The sequence below is a fragment of the Nonomuraea sp. NPDC048892 genome, assembly GCF_040649735.1.
Taxonomy (GTDB): domain Bacteria; phylum Actinomycetota; class Actinomycetes; order Streptosporangiales; family Streptosporangiaceae; genus Nonomuraea; species Nonomuraea maheshkhaliensis.
On record NZ_JBEZFZ010000003.1, the window covers coordinates 77,129 to 93,088 of the forward strand.

The window sequence follows — 15,960 nt, forward strand, 5'->3', positions numbered from 1 at the left end:
TCGGACCGTGGCTCTTCTCCCCTCGGCGCTGACCCAGATCCTCCGCAACAGGCCCGAGCTCGCCGAGGTGCCCTCCGTAGAATTGCTCGAACGGCTGCTGGAGCGGCCCGAGCTGGCCATTCCCGTCCTGCTCGACCTCGACGCCGACTGCCACGTCGTCAGCCAGGCCGTCCAGGCGGCGGGCGGCGCGGCCACCCGCGAGACGCTGGCCGCCCGGCTGCACGACCCTCTCGGCCGGCTCGGCGAGGTGCTGGACACGCTGGCGGGGCACGGCCTGATGACGCTCGACGGCGGCCCCAGCGGCGGCCCCGGCAGCGGCCCCGGCAGCGGCCCCGGCAGCGGCACTGTGCGCTCGCGTCACCCCGCCGGCCTCTGGCAGCATCCGTTCGGGCTGGGCCGGCCGCTGCGGGAGTTCGGGAAGACGGTCACGGCCGAGACGCTGAAGACGATCGTCAGGACGTTCGGCGGGCAGCCCGCGGGGCGCAAGGCCGACCTGGTGCGTCAGGCCGAGGAGCTGCTGGCCGACGGCACGGCGGTGCGCGCCCGCGCGGCCCGGCTGCCGGCGCAGGCGCGTGCCTTGCTGGAGTCCATGGCCGCAGGGCCTCCCGTGCTGGCCGGCACGCAGTTCGGTTACGGTCCCGTCCCCCGTTCGCAGCCCGTCGAGCGCCTGGTGCAGGCCGGGTTCGTGATCCGCGACGGCTGGGAGTACGAGCTGCCCAGGGAGATCGCGCTGGCCCTGCGCGGCGACGGCTGGAAGCCGGCGCTGACCGGGCAGCCCCACGTGCCGGCCGGCCCTGTCCCCCCGAGCGACGGCGTGGACACGGCGCTGACCGCGATCGAGCGGGCGCGGGCCCTGGCGGAGCTGGCCGCCACGGAGTCCGTGGCCGAGCTGAAGGCGGGCGGCGTGGGCGTGCGCGAGGTCAGGCGGGTGGCCAAGGCGCTCGGCCTGCCGGAACCGGAGGCGGTGCTCTGGCTGGACGTCACCTTCGAGGCCGACCTGATCGGCTCGGAGCAGGGCGAGCGGCTGATCGCCACCACGTTCCTGGACGACTGGCTGGAGCGTCCTGCGGGCCGGAGGTGGCGGGTGCTGGCCGAGAGCTGGCTGCGGCTGCCGCAGGCGCCCACGCACCGCGTCGTGGGGTGCTGCGAGGAGCACATGACGCCGCTGCCGCCGCCGTACGGGTTCGCCTGCGAGGCGGGCCGGATCCGGCGCGCGGTGCTCCAGACGCTGCGTACGCTGCCTCCTGGCATGGGCGCGGACGCGGACAGGATGCGCGAGGCGGTGGCCTGGCGCACGCGGGCGATGGCGGAGGTGCCGGAGGCGGCCGGCACGTTCGTCGCCGCGGCCCTGCGCGAGGCCGAGTGGCTCGGCATCGTGTCCGGCGGGGCACTCACGACGCTCGGACGGGCCCTGCTCGACTCCCGTGGAGCGCACCCGGCACCCGGACACACCCTGGCCGACCCCGGCGGGACGCACACGACACCCGGACACACCCCGCCCGGCTCCGGCGACGTGGACGCGCTCTTCCCCGCCCCGGTCACGACCGTGACCCTGCAGAACGACCTGACCGCCGTCGTCACCGGCGCCCCCTCCCCCGAGCTGGCCGCCTTCCTCGACCTGGCCGCCGACCTCGAATCGCGCGACCGGGCGAGCGTGTGGCGCTTCTCGGAGTCGAGCGTGCGCAGGGCGCTCGACCAGGGCACGGACGCCGAGACGCTGCTGTCAGGGCTGGCCCGTTTCGCCGCCAAGGCGATCCCGCAGCCGCTGAGCTACCTGATCACCGACACGGCCCGCAGGCACGGCACCGTCAAGGTCGGCGCGGCCCCGTCCGTCGTGATCGCCGACGACCCCGCCGTCATCACCGAGTTGTGCGCCGCGAAGGCGCTGCGCAAGGCGGGCCTGCGGCGGATCGCGCCGACGGTCGCGCTCGGCACGCTGCCTCCCGGCGAGACGCTGCGGCTGCTGCGGCAGGCCGGTCACGCCCCGGTCGGCATAGCCGCCGACGGGACGATCCAGGCCGAACGCCCCGAGCGTCGGCGCCTGCCCGTTGAGCCGGACCCCGGCGAGGCAGGCTTCGACGCCGAGGCCGCCGCCCTGCTCATGCTCGGAAGTCCCGACCGGCCCGCGCCCGGCTCGGCCGAGCAGGCGCTCCAGGACGCGGCCGTGACCGGCGAGCCGATCGTGATCGTCTGGAAGCGGGGCGAGCACTACATGGACGACCTGGAGTTCGGGCCGGGCACGGTCATCGGCTACTGCCACGACTGCGACGAAGTCCACCGGATGGAGCGGGCCAAGATCAAGAAGGCGTACCTCCTGCAGAGCTAGGACGAGCGGGGCCGCCAGTCGCCGCGGTCGAGGTCGAGGTTCTCCGGGGTGTGCAGCCTGACCATGGTCCTGGCCGTGCCGGGCGGCACCCGGTGCGGGGTCAGGAACGACACGGCCACCATCACCGCGAACGCGATCGGCACGGTCCACGCCGCCGGCTGCGCGAGCAGGGCGCCGGCCAGGCCGGACGCCGGGCCGCCGATGATGGTCGCGAGGACCGCCGCGCAGGCCAGCCCGCCACCGACGAAGAGCCCGGCCAGAGCCCCTGTCGTGGTCAGGCGGCGCCACCAGATGCCGAGGACGAGCAGCGGGCAGAACGACGAGGCCGCCACGGCGAAGGCCAGCCCCACCACGTCCGCCACCGGCAGCGCCCGCGCCCACAGCGCCAGGGCCAGCGGCACCGCCACCGCCATCAGGGTGGCGATCCTGAACGAGCGCACCCCACCCTTGAGCAGGTCCTGGGCGATCACGCCTGCCACGGACACGGTGAGCCCCGAGGACGTGGACAGGAACGCGGCGAACGCCCCCGCGGTGACCAGGGCGGTGAGCAGGTCGCCGAGGGTGCCGCCGATCATGCGGGCGGGCAGCGTGAGCACCACCGTGTCGGTACGGACGAGGTCGGGGGCGTACATGCGGCCCAGCCAGCCGTACACGGCGGGCAGCAGGTAGAACGCGCCGAGCAGCGAGAGCACGACCAGCGTCGTACGGCGCGCGGCCCGGCCGTCGGGGTTGGTGTAGAAGCGGACGAGCACGTGCGGCAGCCCCATGGTGCCCAGGAACGTGGCCAGGATCAGCGAGTACGTCGAGTAGAGCCCGTACTCCCTCACCCCGCCCAGCGGCATCTGCCAGGTGAGCGCGTCCGCGGCGCTCACGGCGGGCGCGCCGTCGGCCCGCCAGGCCAGCAGCAGGAAGACCAGCGGCACGGCCAGCGCGGTCAGCTTCAGCCAGTACTGGAACGCCTGCACGAACGTGATCGAGCGCATGCCGCCCGACAGCACGTTCACCGCCACGACGACGGCGACGAGCAGCCCGCCGACCCACACGGGCGCGCCGGTGATCGTGCGCAGCACGAGCCCGGCGCTCTGGAACTGCGGCATCAGGTAGAGCCCGCCGATGAGCACGACGAGCACGCTCGCCGTGCGGCGCACGGTCATCGACTCCAGCCTGGCCTCGGCGAAGTCGGGCAGCGTGTACGCCCCCGAGCGCCGCAGCGGCGCCGACACCAGCACCAGCAGCACCAGGTAGCCGCCGGTCCAGCCGACGGGCAGCCACAGCATGTCCACGCCGAAGGACAGGATGAGCCCGGCGATGCCCAGGAACGAGGCCGCCGACAGGTACTCGCCGCCGATGGCCGAGGCGTTCCAGAGCGGACTGACCGTGCGCGAGGCGACGTAGAAGTCGGAGGTGGTGCGGGAGAACCTGATGCCGAACGCGCCGATGAGCACGGCCGCCAGCATGACCACGAGCACCGCCGCCAGGCTCATCGGCGTTCGACCAGCTCGGCGAAGTGCCGCTCGTTGCGTTCGGCCTGGCGGACGTAGAGCCAGGCGCCGATGACGAAGGCGGGGTAGAGCAGCCCGCCCAGCACCGCCCACGGGAGCGGCACGCCGAGCAGGTGCACCTCGCGCAGGTCGGGCAGGAGCAGGAACAGCAGCGGCAGGCCGCCGATCACGCAGGCCAGCACCGTGCAGACGAACAGGGCCAGCCGGAACTGGGTGCGCAGCAGCGAGTGCATGTAGACCTCGCCCAGCCGGGTCTGCTCGTCGATCTCGCGCAGGGCCGGATAGCGGGGCCGGCGGGCGGCGGCCGTCCTGGGGCTGGTGACGGTGACGCGGCGGGGCACGTCGGCACGGCGGCGCGGTACCTGGCTCATTCCTGCCTGCCCTTCCTGGCCCGCCGCACCAGCAGGTCGCGCAGCTCCCGGGTGTGCCGCCGGCTGACCGGCAGCTCGGTCTCGCCCACGCGCACGGTGCACCTGCCCGAGTCGATGTGCAGCTCCTCGATGTGTTTGACGGCCACCAGGTGGCTGCGGTGCACCCGGATGAAGCCCGCGGAGGCCCACCGTTCCTCCAGCGTGGCCAGCGGGATGCGGACGAGGTGGCTGCCCGCGGCGGTGTGCAGCCGCGCGTAGTCGCCGTGCGCCTCCACGTAGATGACGTCGGCGCTGGAGACGAATCGCGTCACCCCGCCCAGTTCGACCGGGATCGTGTCGCTCTCGCCGCCTTCGACGGGCACGTCGGCCGAGACCGCCACCCGCCTGATCGCCTCGGCCAGCCGCTCCGGCCGTACGGGCTTGAGCAGGTAGTCCTCGGCCTTGATCTCGAAGGCGTCCACCGCGTGCTCCTCGTACGCGGTCACGAACACCACGCGGGGCGGGTTGGCGAACTGCGACAGCAGCCGGCCGAGCACGACGCCGTCCAGGCCGCGCATCCTGATGTCGAGGAACACGGCGTCGATCGGCCGCCCGTCCGCGATGGCGCGGTCGAGCAGCCGTAGCGCCGCGGCGCCGTCCCTGGCCGTGGCCACCTCGCCGATGCGGGGATCGGCGCGCAGGAGGTACGACAGGTCTTCGAGGGCCGGCAGTTCATCATCAACCGCCAGTACCCGGAGTTGTGCCATAGACAGTGACTAAACCGACAACAAAGATCGAGGTCAACGGGCAGAGACGCCTGGGTGATATTTCGGCAACCTGATGTTGACCTTGGTGCCCGCGCCGCCGGCCGTTTCGACGACCAGACCGTACTCGTCGCCGTACACCTGACGCAGCCGCTCGTCCACGTTCGCCAGCCCGACGCCGCCCGCCGGAGCGATGTCACCTGCGAGAATGCGGCGCAGCCGCTCAGGGTCCATGCCGAGCCCGTCGTCCTCGACGCTGATGCGGCACTCCGCGCCCGCGTCCTCGGCGATGATCGTGATCCGGCCGACACCGTTCTTGCTCTCAAGCCCGTGCCGGACGGCGTTCTCGACCAGCGGCTGCAGGCACAGGAACGGCACCGCCACCGGCAGCACCTCCGGCGCGATGCGCAGCGTCACCTGCAACTGGTCGCCGAACCTGGCCCGCTCCAGGATCAGGTAGCGGTCGATCGAGCGCAGCTCCTCGGCCAGGGTGGTGAACTCGCCATGCCTGCGGAAGGAGTAGCGGGTGAAGTCGGCGAACTCCAGCAGCAGTTCCCTGGCCCGCTCGGGGTCGGTGCGGACGAAGGAGGCGATCGTGGTGAGGGAGTTGTAGATGAAGTGCGGGGAGATCTGCGCGCGCAGCGCCCGCACCTCGGCCTCCATCAGTAAAGTGCGCGAGCGGTCGAGCTCGGCCAGCTCCAGCTGTGAGTCCACCCAGCCGGCGACCTCCTGCGCGGCCCTGACGAGCCCGGCCGAGGTGTTCTGCCCGTAGGCGGCCAGCGCGCCGACCACGCGGTCGTCGGTGGTCAGGGGCACGACCACGGCGTGCCTGATGGGGCATTCGAGCAGGTCGCAGTCGATGGTCAGGACCTGGGTGCGGCCGTCCTTGAGGGTGGCCGCCGCGTGCTCGAACGCCTGCTCGGCGTGGTGGTCGTCGCCGGCGCCGTCGTAGACGAGCAGGCGTTCGCCGTCGGTGACGGCCACGGCGGCCGAGCCGAGCAGGGCGCGCAGGTGACGCGAGGCGCGCTCGGCGCCGTCCGCGGTCAGGCCGGCCCGCAGCGGCGGCCCGGCCATCGAGGCGGTGTGCAGGGTCTCGAACGTGGCCCGCTCCGCCGGGCTGGTGCCCAGCTCCCTGCGGCCCCGCATGACCCGCCACAGCACGATCGACGGCACGCCGACGAGCACCGCCACGACGACCACGTCGACCAGGTATTCCACGCCGCCTGAGCCTAGCTCAGAGAGCTTGCTCGATGAGGGCGGCGTAGGACTCGGCCTCCTCGGCGGAGTCGTACTTGGTGCGCGGCCAGAAGAAGCCGCGCAGGCCGTCCTTCTTCTGCCGGGGCACCACGTGCACGTGCAGGTGGGCCACGCTCTGGCTGACCCGGTTGTTCATGGCGACGAACGTGCCGCCGGCCTTCAGCCCCTCCTCGACGGCGCGGGCCATGGCCTGGACGCGCTCGAAGAACGGGCCCACCTCGCGCAGGTCGGTGAGCGTCTCGACGTGTACGCGCGGCACGACCAGCACATGGCCCTTGAAGACCGGCCGGACGTCGAGGAAGGAGACGGCCACCTCGTCGGAGCTCACCACGTGGGCGGGCCGCTCACCGGCGATGATCTCGCAGAACAGGTCGCCGCTCACCGGCCGGCTCCCAGGGTGGGGTGGTCCCTGAAGGCGGTCCAGCTCGTCACGTTGGGCTCCGACCAGCGCTCGGGCGCGTGCAGGAAGTGCTCGCCGACGCGTTCGCGCAGCCGCTCGGGCACCTCGGCCACCTTGGCGCCCCTGCAGTGGTAGACGAGCCCGCCGCCGCGCCGCCCCATCGCCATCCACGGCAGCCACGGCGAGACCCGGCACCAGGAGAACACGCACGGGACGTCCGGCACGCCGGACTCCAGGTCCGCGGCCGAGACGAAGAACTGGAACAGCTCCAGCGCCCGGTAGGTGTCACTGGCCGAGTTGTCCGGATAGTCGGCGACCTTGAGCGGCGAGGGGTAGGCCAGGCGCACGTCCACGTTGTAGACGATCTGGCCGCCGAACCGCGTCTCCGGCACCGGGGAGGCGCCGAGCCGCTGGTTGACCGGGTCGTTGAAGACGTGGCGCACCTCGACCGTGCGGCCGGTGAACGGGTTGTCCCAGGTGTCGAGCACCTGCCTGCTCGCCGGATCGAGGTAGAGCGCGGCCTCCCTGGTCAGGAGCTGCCGGCCGGTGCCGGTCTCGACCGCCCTGGCCACGTTGAGCCCCTCGAACCCGAACAGGTGGTGCGGCCCGTCGTCGTCCTGGTGGCCGTAGACGTCGCCGGTCCAGTACGAGATCACCTCCGCGCCGTCGGACGAGGCGCGGACCCGGATGAAGTCCATGATCTGGAGACTAGCCGACCACTTAGCGACACCGCGTTGCTATGTTGGGGACATGGTTGGGGACATTGACGTTCGCCGCCTTACTCATCCCGCTCGGCCGGATGGGCGACGTACGCGGCAGGCGTAAGACGTTCGCGCTCGGGCTGGCGGTGTTCCTGGTGGCGAGCCTGCTGGCCGCGGCGGCGGGCGACGCCGCGCTGCTGATCGGCCATGACCGACCGCCTGCCGGACCAGCCGCAGCTCGCCAGGGCCGTACGCGAGAGCGCCGGGGCGGCCGTCGCCTCCATCAGGGACCCCGCGCGGCACGCCGCGGCCGTGGCCGCCGCCGCCGAGGCCACCCGCCGGGTCACCGTCGTCACGGGGCTCGTGCTGTTCCTGGGGGTCGGGGCGACGCTGCTGCTGCCCGATACTGGAGGCAGGCGACCCGAGGAGGAGTGAGGCGGTGCCGAGGATCAGCGCGGCCACGGTGGCCGACCACCGTGCCGGCCGGCACGCGGCCCTGCTGGCGGCCGCGCTGGAGATCCTGGTCGCCGAGGGCCCGGCCGGGCTGACCCCGGCCGCCGTCGGGGCCCGCGTGGGGCTGGCCCGCTCCAGCGTCTACCGCTACTTCTCCTCCACCGCCGGCATCCTGGCCCAGCTCGTCGAGGACGCCGTCCCGCGCTGGCGGGCTCGGCTGGAGGGCGTCACGTCGGTGCCGGGCGGCCTGCGGGAGCGGGTGCGCGAGTTCGGGGTCGTGACGCTGTCGTTCGTGGCGAGCCCCGACTACGCGGTGCTGCGCGCGGTGGTCTCGGCCGAGCTGCCGCCCGCCTGCCGGGTCCGGCTCGACGAGCTGCACGAGACGATGATCGCCCCGCTCCGCGACGTCCTGGCCGAGGCCGGCCACGAGCATCCCGACCTGGTCGCCCACCTGGGGTGGAGCATCCTGGGCGAGGGGCGGCGGCGGCTCGCGGCGGGCGCGGATCCCGAGGTGGTCAGGGAGACGACGCTCGACGTGCTGTGCCGCGCGATGGCGGTCTGAGAGCTCTCCCGCTCCTGATCCGGGGCCGGTACGTCACGACTCGGGCCACCCGTCGCGACATCGGGACCTGGACCTGCGCCGGGGCCTCGACCTGGGCCTGGGGCGCTCATTCCGCCACGGTGACGGCGAAGATCGCCTCGCCCGACTGCCTCTTGCCGTCCTCCGTGGACGGTGTCCTGGCCTGGCCGCACCGCCAGCAGTCGAACAGCCGCACCTCGGTCGTGCCCGGCCGCTTGCCGTTGAAGACGAAGTAGCTGGTGCCGCCCGAGCCCGGGGCGTCGCCCTCGCTCTCGCGTTCCTTGCTGATGAACGAGGCCACCTTCGCGTCCGGCACCTCCGCCAGCTCCCAGCTGTCGCCCACCGACGGGTTGTCGGGAACGGCCAGCGAGAACCGCTGCCCCGGGCGCACCCGCACCTGCACGGTCGCGCCCTTCGAGCCCTTGATCACCTTGCCGTAGTCGTTCACCGCCGACCCGGCGCCGCACGCCGTCAGCGGCGCCACCAGGGCCAGGAGCAGGGCCGGCAGGACGGCAGCCGTCGCACGCATCACCCGGGCAGGCTATCGGCCTCAGGCGGCCCGCGCGGCACCGCGTCCGGCGAGCCGCCCACAGGGAGCATCGGCGGCCTGCTTGCCGCGCCTACTGACGGCGCTCACTTATGGGGCCTACTTATGGGACCGCCGCCTCATCATGCGCCGCGCCACGAACGCGACCACCACGCCCGCCAGCGCGACGAGCACCACCGGCCGCTTCCTCGCCCCGGCCGCCACGTCCTTGACCTGGTCGGGCGTGCTCGTCCTGACCTTCTCCGCCACGTCCGCGGCCTTGTCCTTGGCCAGTTCCGCGGCGTGTCCCGCCTTGTCCTTGGCCAGCTCCGCCGCGTGTCCCGCCTTGTCCTTGGCCAGCTCCGCCGCGTGGCCGGCCCGGTCCTTGGCCAGTTCGGCGGCGTGCCCGGCGCGGTCCTTGGCGACCTCCGCCACGTGCCCCGCCCGGCCCTTCACGTCCGTCTTGGCCGCCAGCGCACTGACGGTCTCGCCCAGCTCCCGCCGGGTCTTCTCGATATCTCTGCGCACGTCGTCCTCATCCTTCTGCTCGTCGTTTTGCCGGCGGGCCCCGCCCGCGGGCTCCTGTTCGGTCCGATGGCTCCCGGCGGCCTCGGACCGTTCGTCCGGGACGGGGGGCTCGGGCACGAACGTCTCGTGTTCCTGCCGGGCCTCCTCGGCCCGGTGCGCGTTCTCCGCCGCGCCCGGCCTGGTCGGGGGTACGTTGATCGACTCGCGCTCGGTCGGCGTGCCCACGGTCGCTCTGCGGGAGCCGACGTCGCCGGCGTGCTGCTCGCTGTATCCGGGGTCCGTCTCGCTCATCGCCGTACCCTCTCCTTGACCATGTCGAAGTCGGCCTTGACGCTCGCGATGGTCTCTTGGGGCACCGGCGGCCCGGCCTGCTTGACCTCGTTCTTGCCGATGAGCCCGAGAAGGGCGGCGGCGACGAACAGCACGGCCGCCACGATGGCGGCGGCCGCCCATCCGGGCAGCACCAGAGCGAGGAGCATGACGACGGCGGCCACGAGGGTCGCACCGCCGAAGAACGCGGCCACACCGGCCGCACCGAACAGGCCCGCGCCGAACCCGGCGCGCTTGCCCTTCTCCGCCAGCTCCAGTCTGGCCAGGCGAAGCTCGTCCTTCACGAGCCGGGAGACCTGCTCGGAAAGGTCGTTGACCAGCTTGTGGGTGTCGTTCACGTCGTTCGCCTCCTCCGCTGAGGAAGGCGACTACCCAGACGGCCGGCCTTTTATCACGCGCCCGTCAGCGCTTGGCGGCCCTGATCAGGAACTTGAAGACCGACGCCACGGGGTCCTTCTCGGTCTCGCACCAGTTGCCGGGCTGCTTCGGCCTGCTGAACGGGGACGGGAGCTCGCACGAGGGAGCCTGCGGCTTCGGCCGCTCACACCACGATCCCGGAGTATTCATACCTCTATGGTACGACTTCGGCTGCCGCCGAGCCGGGCTTCGCCACCGCTTTGTCCGCCTGTCTCGCTCAGCCGCGCCTGACCTGGCAGATCAGATGGGTCAGGGCCGCCACCCGGCGGTAAGGGTCGGTCCTGCCCGCTTTCTCCTCGGCCGCCAGCAGGTCGTAGACGTCGTCCGGTACGGGTTCGTCCTTGGGTACGGCGTCGCTGAACACGCGTACGCCGTACCACTGCCGCACCTCCAGCCCCTGGGCCCCCAGTCGCTCCGTCAGCTCGTCGAGCCGGTCGGCCCTGGCGTCCACGCCGAGCCGGTTGCGATAGCCGGTGCCCTCGAACGCCCGCAGTGCCCCCGCCCAGTCGCGCATCAGGCCCGGCCGCATGGCCAGGGCGTCGCCGTTGCGCACCAGCAGCGACAGCAGGCCGCCGGGGGCGAGCCGGCGGGCCAGGGCGGCGATGAGGGGGTCGGGGTCGTCGAAGTACATCAGCACGCCGTGGCAGAGGACCGCGTCGAAGCCGCCCGGCTCGAACAGCTCGCCCAGCCGCTCGGCCTCGGCGTGCACGGTCCTGACCCGCATGCCCGGCTGGATCCCGGCTTCCAGCAGGCCGAGCAGCTCACGCGACGCGTCGAGCGCGGTGACGTGGTGGCCTCTGGCGGCCATCCTGAGCGCCTGCGTGCCCTGGCCGGAGCCGACGTCGAGGACGCGGCAGGGGGTGGCGGGGAGGTGCTCGGCGAGCTGCCGGGTGACGAGATCCTGGCGGACGACGTCCCGCAGCGTTCCCAGCCCCTCGCGCCACCTGTCCTCGGCCCCCGAGAATCTCATGACCGGATCTTACGGGGGACGATCTCCGCGTCTTCGTGGCGGCCCCCGATCTTCCGCTGGTGGCGGTAGCCTGCCCGGGTGCTGATACACGGGGTGTGGACGACGGACGGCCTCGCCTTCTGGGCGGAGACCACCGACCCCACGACCCCGGAGCGCGGGGGCAGCGGAGGCGCCCGCGACTCCGGCGGCGCAGTCTCGTCGCGGCGGACCGGCGCGGTGCGGCCGCATCCCTTCGCCGCTTCGTCGGCGGACGTCGCCGCCGCGCTCGGCCTGGACGACGTCCCGTCCCGGACGCTGGAGCTGCTGCTGCCCGGCTCGGCCAAGGAGCCGCTGCCGTCGCCGGAGACCGGCCGGCTGACGGAGGTGTCGCGGCCGAGACTGCGGCTGTGGCGGGTGCCTGCCGTGCTTCCCGCCGTCCCCGACGCACTCGACGCGCCGGCCGCCCACCGCGGCACCGCGACGATGCGCCACTGGTCCGCCGTCGCCGCCTTCGCCCGCGACCTGGTACGCCGGGGCCGCGTCCTCCCCCGCCTGATCCGCCCCGATCAGACGGAGAGCACCCCGCCCGGAAACACCCCGGCCGGAAACGATCCCGACGGCATGGGGATGTGGGCCGTCGCGCCCGACGACGCCAGGGCCGGATGGCGGCCGGTGCTCACCGGGGCCGACGCCGCCTACTTCCGCGAGCTGGCCCTGGCCATGCCGCCCGCCTGCCGTACCTCCGCGACCGAACGCCCCTCCGCCGAGGTGCTCGGACAGGCCCTGGAGACGTTCGCCGACGCCGTGGCTCGCGCGGCGCTGACCGCTCCGCTGATCGTCAGAAAGCCCAGGACGACCCGGGAACGCTGGCTGGCCGCGCTCGCCGGCGACGCCCCCGCCTGCCCCGACGACCCCGAGCTGCACGACGAGCTGGAACGCTGGCACGACTCGGTCGTGGCCGCCGAAGGCGCGACGCGCATGTGTTTCCGGCTGCTGGAGCCGGAAGACACCGACGACTGGCAGGTCGAGCTGGCGTTGCAGGCCACCGACGACCCCAGCCTGTACGTCCCTGCCGCCGCACTCTGGGACGGCGTGACAGGACTGCCCGGCAGGCCCGAACGCGACCTGCTGAGCGGGCTCGGCCGCGCCGTCAGGCTCTATCCCGAGCTCGACCGCGCCCTGCGCGTCCCCAAGCCGAGCGTGCTGGAGCTGGACACGGCGGGCGCGTTCGGCTTCCTGCGCTCGGCCGCGCCACTGCTGCAGGCGGCCGGGTTCGGGGTGCAGCTGCCGCGCTGGGCCGGCCGCACCCGGCTGGGGCTGAAGCTGACCACCAGGACCAAGACGCAGTCGGCCGCCGCCGGCCAGGGCTTCGGCATGGCGGAGCTGCTGGACTTCCGTGTCGACCTGGCGGTGGGCGAGGAGACGATCAGCGAGGAGGAGCTGGCCGAGCTGGCCCGGCTCAAGGTGCCGCTGGTCAGAGTGCGCGGCCAGTGGGTGGAGCTGGACGACAGGCAGCTCAAGGCGGCGTTGCGGGCCGTCGAGGGCGGCCGTACGGGCGAGGCGAGCGCCGCCGACCTGCTGCGCGAGATCGTCCAGAGCGATGACGAGCTGCCGCTGCTGGCGGTGGACGCCGACGGCGCGCTCGGCGACCTGCTGTCCGGGCAGGCCGAGCGGCGGCTGACCCCGCTGGCCACGCCGCCGGGCCTGGACGCCACGCTGCGGCCGTACCAGGAGCGGGGGCTGGCCTGGCTGAGCTTCCTGTCGGGGCTGGGCCTCGGCGGGGTGCTCGCCGACGACATGGGCCTGGGCAAGACGATCACCACGCTGGCGCTGCTCGTGCACGAAGGGCCCGGCGCGCCGACGCTGCTGGTGTGCCCGATGTCGCTGGTGGGCAACTGGCAGCGGGAGGCGGCCAGGTTCGCGCCGGACCTGCGGGTGTACGTGCACCACGGCAGCGGCAGGGACGCGGCCGAGATCAAGGACGCCGACCTGGTGATCACCACGTACGGCACCGCCCAGCGCGACCTGGAGACGCTCAAGGAGCACACCTGGCGCAGGGTCGTGTGCGACGAGGCCCAGGCGATCAAGAACAGCGGCACGCTGCAGGCCAGGGCGGTGCGCGCGATCCCCGCGGAGAGCAGGCTCGCGCTGACCGGCACCCCGGTGGAGAACCACCTGGCCGAGCTCTGGTCGATCATGGAGTTCGCGAATCCGGGGCTGCTGGGGCCGCGCTCGCGGTTCAGGACCCGCTTCCAGGAGCCGATCGAGGCCCGTCAGGACGAGCAGGCGGCCAGGGCGCTGAAGCAGGCGACCGGCCCGTTCATCCTGCGCCGCCTCAAGACCGACAAGTCCATCATCTCCGACCTGCCGGAGAAGCTGGAGGTCAAGGAGTGGTGCCCGCTCACCACCGAGCAGGCCACGCTCTACCGGGCCGTCGTGGACGACATGCTGGCCAGGATCAACGACAGCGAGGGCATCGAGCGGCGCGGCCTGGTGCTGTCGGCCATGGCCCGGCTCAAGCAGGTCTGCAACCATCCCGCCCACCTGCTCAAGGACGGCTCCAGGCTGGCGGGCAGGTCGGGCAAGCTGGCCCGCCTGGAGCAGCTGGCCGAGGAGATCCTGGCCGAGGGCGAGAAGGCGCTGCTGTTCACCCAGTACGCGGAGTTCGGCACGATGCTCCAGCCCTACCTCGCCCAGCGGCTGGAGCGGCCGGTCCTGTGGCTGCACGGCGGCCTGCCGAAGAAGACCCGCGACCGCCTGGTGGACCGCTTCCAGCACGACGACGAGCCGACGCTGTTCGTGCTCTCGCTCAAGGCGGCCGGCGTCGGGCTCAACCTGACGGCCGCGAACCACGTCATCCACGTGGACCGCTGGTGGAACCCGGCCGTCGAGGACCAGGCGACCGACCGCGCGTTCCGGATCGGCCAGCGCAAGAACGTCCAGGTGCGCAAGCTCATCTGCGCCGGCACCCTGGAGGAGCGCGTGGACGAGATGATCGAACGGAAGAAGGCGCTGGCCGAGCGGGTCGTCGGCACCGGCGAGGAGTGGCTGACGGACCTGTCGACCGAGGAACTGCGCGAGGTGTTCGCGCTGACGGCCGAAGGGGTGAGCTGATGTCCGGCTGGTACGACGGCGGCGGCCCGATCAAGGTCGAGCACGGTCTCAAGGCCCGCACGCGCCGCGGCAGCATCGGCTCCACCTGGTGGTCGCGCCGGTTCATCGACATCCTGGAGCGCATCTGCGACAAGGGCCGCCTCACGCGCGGCCGTGCCTACGCCCGCCAGGGCCAGGTCTTGTCGATCGACCTGTCGGCCGGTGAGGTCAGGGCCGCCGTGCAGGGGTCGCGGCGGCAGCCGTACAAGGTCGTGGTGCGGATCGAGGCGTACGACGAGCGACGCTGGACGGCCGTCGAGGAGTCGATCGCGGCGCAGGCCGTCTACCGGGCCAAGCTGCTGGCGGGCGAGATGCCGCCGGAGATCGAGGAGTTGTTCGCGGCAATGGGGCTCGACCTGTTCCCGCGCGACCTCGACATGGACTGCTCGTGCCCCGACTGGGGTTTCCCGTGCAAGCACCTGTCGGCGGTGCTCTACCTGCTGGCGGAGTCGTTCGACGACGACCCGTTCCTGGTGCTGGCCTGGCGCGGCCGGACCCGCGAGCAGTTGCTCGGCTCACTGGCCGACGAACCGGCGACCGCCGGGCTGTCGGTGACGGACGTGCCGTTCGCCGACCGCCTGGCCGACTTCTACGCCCCCGGAGCCACGGCCCACCGCCCGGAACGCCGCCCCACACCGGCCGCCCCCGACCTGCTGCTGCGCGTCTTCCCACCGCCCGGCGACCTCACCCGCCCGCTCACGCAGGCCTACCAAGGCTTCGCCGACGCCTGACGCCGAGCCGGCGCCCGAGACGGAGCCGATCGCCTGAGACCGGCCTTCAGGCGATCAGCGGTCGTCGAAGTCGGCGGGGACCATGACACGGACGCCGTTCGGCACCACGCGGAGCCGGATCGGGGTGCGCAGCCGCACCTCGCCGTCCACGTCGGCGGCCATCGGCGGGTCGGTCTCCAGGAGCATCTCCCGGCCCGTCACGAACGGCCCGCCCGCGAGGCTGCGCCAGCGGCCGGTGGTCGCCCTGATCAGGGTCTCGCCGAGCAGGCGCAGCTTCTTGCCCGAGCCCAGCTGGTAGGCGACCAGCATGCCGTTGTCGATGCTGATGTCCCTGGCCACCTGCCAGCCGCCGTGGAAGCGGCCGTTGGCGATGTTGAGCTGGTGGGTGAGCAGCTCGTGGCGCTCGCCCTCGACCGTGATGTAGGCGCGGAACGGCGTGTGGCCGGGCAGGATCGTCAGCGCCGTGAGCGGGTAGGCGGGGCGGCCCACGATGCGCTTGAGCCACGGCTTGACCTTGCCGGCCACCTCGACGGAGACGCCGAAGCTGGCCAGGTTGGCGAACGGCCGGTCGTCGGCCATGCCGAGGTCGATGTCGGCCACCTTGCCCTCGGCGAACACCTTGATCGCGCCGGCCAGGTCGAGCGGCAGGCCGAGGCTGCGGGCGAAGTTGTTGGTGGTGCCGAGCGGCAGCACGCCGAGCGCGACGTCGCGGTGGGCGACGTGGCGTACGGCGGAGGACAGGGTGCCGTCGCCGCCGCCGACGATGAGCAGGTCGGGGTCGGTGGCGAGGGCGGTGTCGAGCAGGTCGCGCAGGCGCTTGGGGTTGTAGACCGACAGCTCCACCAGCGGCTCGAAGCCGAGGTTGTGGATCTGCTCGATCACCTCGAAGTAGTGGCGGCGCCCGCGCCGCGAGCGAGTGTTCACCACCACCGCCACCCGGCGATCGCGCTGGATCGCCTGGGTGTGCTCGTCTTTGGTGCGCAATTCGCTCAT

18 protein-coding genes are annotated in these 15,960 nt (G+C 72.8%); 5 read left to right on the forward strand and 13 right to left on the reverse strand.

Annotation, left to right across the window (positions count from 1 at the left end):
* Positions 1-7: 7 nt before the first annotated feature.
* Positions 8-2,326 carry a helicase-associated domain-containing protein gene (locus tag AB0C28_RS10130; protein WP_358073632.1) on the forward strand — a complete coding sequence of 773 codons (2,319 nt, stop codon included), beginning with the start codon at positions 8-10 and terminating at the stop codon, positions 2,324-2,326.
* On the opposite strand, the gene AB0C28_RS10135 is transcribed toward AB0C28_RS10130, so the two are convergent.
* From AB0C28_RS10135 to AB0C28_RS10165, 7 genes are all read right to left on the reverse strand, one after another.
* The gene (locus AB0C28_RS10135; protein WP_357845044.1) at positions 2,323-3,810 is read right to left on the reverse strand and encodes a cation acetate symporter; all 1,488 of its coding nucleotides are present in this window, start codon (positions 3,808-3,810) and stop codon (positions 2,323-2,325) included. The genes AB0C28_RS10130 and AB0C28_RS10135 overlap by 4 nt on opposite strands.
* A complete protein-coding gene (locus AB0C28_RS10140; RefSeq protein WP_357845041.1) occupies positions 3,807-4,199 on the reverse strand; it encodes a hypothetical protein in 393 nt (130 codons plus the stop codon). The genes AB0C28_RS10135 and AB0C28_RS10140 overlap by 4 nt, the downstream gene beginning before the upstream one ends.
* A complete protein-coding gene (locus AB0C28_RS10145; protein WP_106234564.1) occupies positions 4,196-4,945 on the reverse strand; it encodes a LytTR family DNA-binding domain-containing protein in 750 nt (249 codons plus the stop codon). Before AB0C28_RS10145 ends, AB0C28_RS10140 begins: the two co-directional genes overlap by 4 nt.
* A gap of 33 nt (positions 4,946-4,978) precedes the next feature.
* Positions 4,979-6,160 carry a histidine kinase gene (locus tag AB0C28_RS10150; RefSeq protein WP_357845037.1) on the reverse strand — a complete coding sequence of 394 codons (1,182 nt, stop codon included), beginning with the start codon at positions 6,158-6,160 and terminating at the stop codon, positions 4,979-4,981.
* Positions 6,161-6,176: 16 nt separating this feature from the next.
* Positions 6,177-6,581: an HIT family protein gene (locus AB0C28_RS10155; protein WP_357845034.1), complete on the reverse strand. Its 405-nt coding sequence runs from the start codon at positions 6,579-6,581 to the stop codon at positions 6,177-6,179.
* Positions 6,578-7,297, reverse strand: coding sequence for a DUF1838 family protein (locus AB0C28_RS10160; protein ID WP_358073633.1), 720 nt, complete (start codon positions 7,295-7,297; stop codon positions 6,578-6,580). Before AB0C28_RS10160 ends, AB0C28_RS10155 begins: the two co-directional genes overlap by 4 nt.
* An 80-nt stretch (positions 7,298-7,377) precedes the next feature.
* Entirely contained in the window at positions 7,378-7,509 is a 132-nt protein-coding gene (locus tag AB0C28_RS10165; protein ID WP_358073634.1) for a hypothetical protein, read from the reverse strand.
* Here AB0C28_RS10165 and AB0C28_RS10170 point away from each other — a divergent pair.
* Together AB0C28_RS10170 and AB0C28_RS10175 are read left to right on the forward strand one after the other, a co-directional pair.
* Positions 7,508-7,735, forward strand: coding sequence for a hypothetical protein (locus AB0C28_RS10170; protein ID WP_358073635.1), 228 nt, complete (start codon positions 7,508-7,510; stop codon positions 7,733-7,735). The genes AB0C28_RS10165 and AB0C28_RS10170 overlap by 2 nt on opposite strands.
* A 4-nt stretch (positions 7,736-7,739) precedes the next feature.
* Positions 7,740-8,315, forward strand: coding sequence for a TetR/AcrR family transcriptional regulator (locus tag AB0C28_RS10175; protein WP_358073636.1), 576 nt, complete (start codon positions 7,740-7,742; stop codon positions 8,313-8,315).
* Positions 8,316-8,421: 106 nt separating this feature from the next.
* Here the strand turns inward: AB0C28_RS10175 and AB0C28_RS10180 are convergent, their stop codons facing one another.
* The 5 genes from AB0C28_RS10180 to AB0C28_RS10200 form a co-directional block, all read right to left on the reverse strand.
* Positions 8,422-8,862, reverse strand: coding sequence for a protease inhibitor I42 family protein (locus tag AB0C28_RS10180; RefSeq protein WP_357845301.1), 441 nt, complete (start codon positions 8,860-8,862; stop codon positions 8,422-8,424).
* A gap of 117 nt (positions 8,863-8,979) precedes the next feature.
* Positions 8,980-9,678: a DUF3618 domain-containing protein gene (locus tag AB0C28_RS10185; RefSeq protein WP_357845021.1), complete on the reverse strand. Its 699-nt coding sequence runs from the start codon at positions 9,676-9,678 to the stop codon at positions 8,980-8,982.
* Positions 9,675-10,055 carry a phage holin family protein gene (locus AB0C28_RS10190; RefSeq protein WP_358073637.1) on the reverse strand — a complete coding sequence of 127 codons (381 nt, stop codon included), beginning with the start codon at positions 10,053-10,055 and terminating at the stop codon, positions 9,675-9,677. Before AB0C28_RS10190 ends, AB0C28_RS10185 begins: the two co-directional genes overlap by 4 nt.
* A 64-nt stretch (positions 10,056-10,119) precedes the next feature.
* Positions 10,120-10,284 carry a hypothetical protein gene (locus tag AB0C28_RS10195; RefSeq protein ID WP_357845015.1) on the reverse strand — a complete coding sequence of 55 codons (165 nt, stop codon included), beginning with the start codon at positions 10,282-10,284 and terminating at the stop codon, positions 10,120-10,122.
* Between the two features lie 67 nt (positions 10,285-10,351).
* Entirely contained in the window at positions 10,352-11,104 is a 753-nt protein-coding gene (locus tag AB0C28_RS10200; RefSeq protein WP_358073638.1) for a methyltransferase domain-containing protein, read from the reverse strand.
* A 78-nt stretch (positions 11,105-11,182) separates the two neighbouring features.
* On the opposite strand from AB0C28_RS10200, the gene AB0C28_RS10205 reads away from it, so the two are divergent.
* Entirely contained in the window at positions 11,183-14,197 is a 3,015-nt protein-coding gene (locus AB0C28_RS10205) for a DEAD/DEAH box helicase (protein WP_358073639.1), read from the forward strand.
* On the forward strand, positions 14,197-14,967 hold the full coding sequence (locus tag AB0C28_RS10210) for an SWIM zinc finger family protein (RefSeq protein ID WP_358073640.1): 771 nt from the start codon (positions 14,197-14,199) through the stop codon (positions 14,965-14,967). Before AB0C28_RS10205 ends, AB0C28_RS10210 begins: the two co-directional genes overlap by 1 nt.
* A 54-nt stretch (positions 14,968-15,021) precedes the next feature.
* On the opposite strand, the gene AB0C28_RS10215 is transcribed toward AB0C28_RS10210, so the two are convergent.
* Positions 15,022-15,960 (reverse strand): diacylglycerol kinase family protein, encoded by a 939-nt coding sequence (locus AB0C28_RS10215; RefSeq protein WP_358073641.1) that lies wholly within the window; start codon positions 15,958-15,960, stop codon positions 15,022-15,024.

What these genes read in the sequence shown, in the direction of transcription:
- AB0C28_RS10135 (WP_357845044.1), bottom strand. Translation starts at nt 3,810, where the DNA reads ATGAGCCTGGCGGCGGTGCTCGTGGTCATGCTGGCGGCCGTGCTCATC.
- AB0C28_RS10180 (WP_357845301.1), bottom strand. Translation starts at nt 8,862, where the DNA reads ATGCGTGCGACGGCTGCCGTCCTGCCGGCCCTGCTCCTGGCCCTGGTG.
- AB0C28_RS10195 (WP_357845015.1), bottom strand. Translation starts at nt 10,284, where the DNA reads ATGAATACTCCGGGATCGTGGTGTGAGCGGCCGAAGCCGCAGGCTCCC.
- AB0C28_RS10140 (WP_357845041.1), bottom strand. Translation starts at nt 4,199, where the DNA reads ATGAGCCAGGTACCGCGCCGCCGTGCCGACGTGCCCCGCCGCGTCACC.
- AB0C28_RS10210 (WP_358073640.1), top strand. Translation starts at nt 14,197, where the DNA reads ATGTCCGGCTGGTACGACGGCGGCGGCCCGATCAAGGTCGAGCACGGT.
- AB0C28_RS10215 (WP_358073641.1), bottom strand. Translation starts at nt 15,960, where the DNA reads ATGAGCGAATTGCGCACCAAAGACGAGCACACCCAGGCGATCCAGCGC.
- AB0C28_RS10160 (WP_358073633.1), bottom strand. Translation starts at nt 7,297, where the DNA reads ATGGACTTCATCCGGGTCCGCGCCTCGTCCGACGGCGCGGAGGTGATC.
- AB0C28_RS10170 (WP_358073635.1), top strand. Translation starts at nt 7,508, where the DNA reads ATGACCGACCGCCTGCCGGACCAGCCGCAGCTCGCCAGGGCCGTACGC.
- AB0C28_RS10165 (WP_358073634.1), bottom strand. Translation starts at nt 7,509, where the DNA reads ATGGCCGATCAGCAGCGCGGCGTCGCCCGCCGCCGCGGCCAGCAGGCT.
- AB0C28_RS10145 (WP_106234564.1), bottom strand. Translation starts at nt 4,945, where the DNA reads ATGGCACAACTCCGGGTACTGGCGGTTGATGATGAACTGCCGGCCCTC.
- AB0C28_RS10185 (WP_357845021.1), bottom strand. Translation starts at nt 9,678, where the DNA reads ATGAGCGAGACGGACCCCGGATACAGCGAGCAGCACGCCGGCGACGTC.
- AB0C28_RS10200 (WP_358073638.1), bottom strand. Translation starts at nt 11,104, where the DNA reads ATGAGATTCTCGGGGGCCGAGGACAGGTGGCGCGAGGGGCTGGGAACG.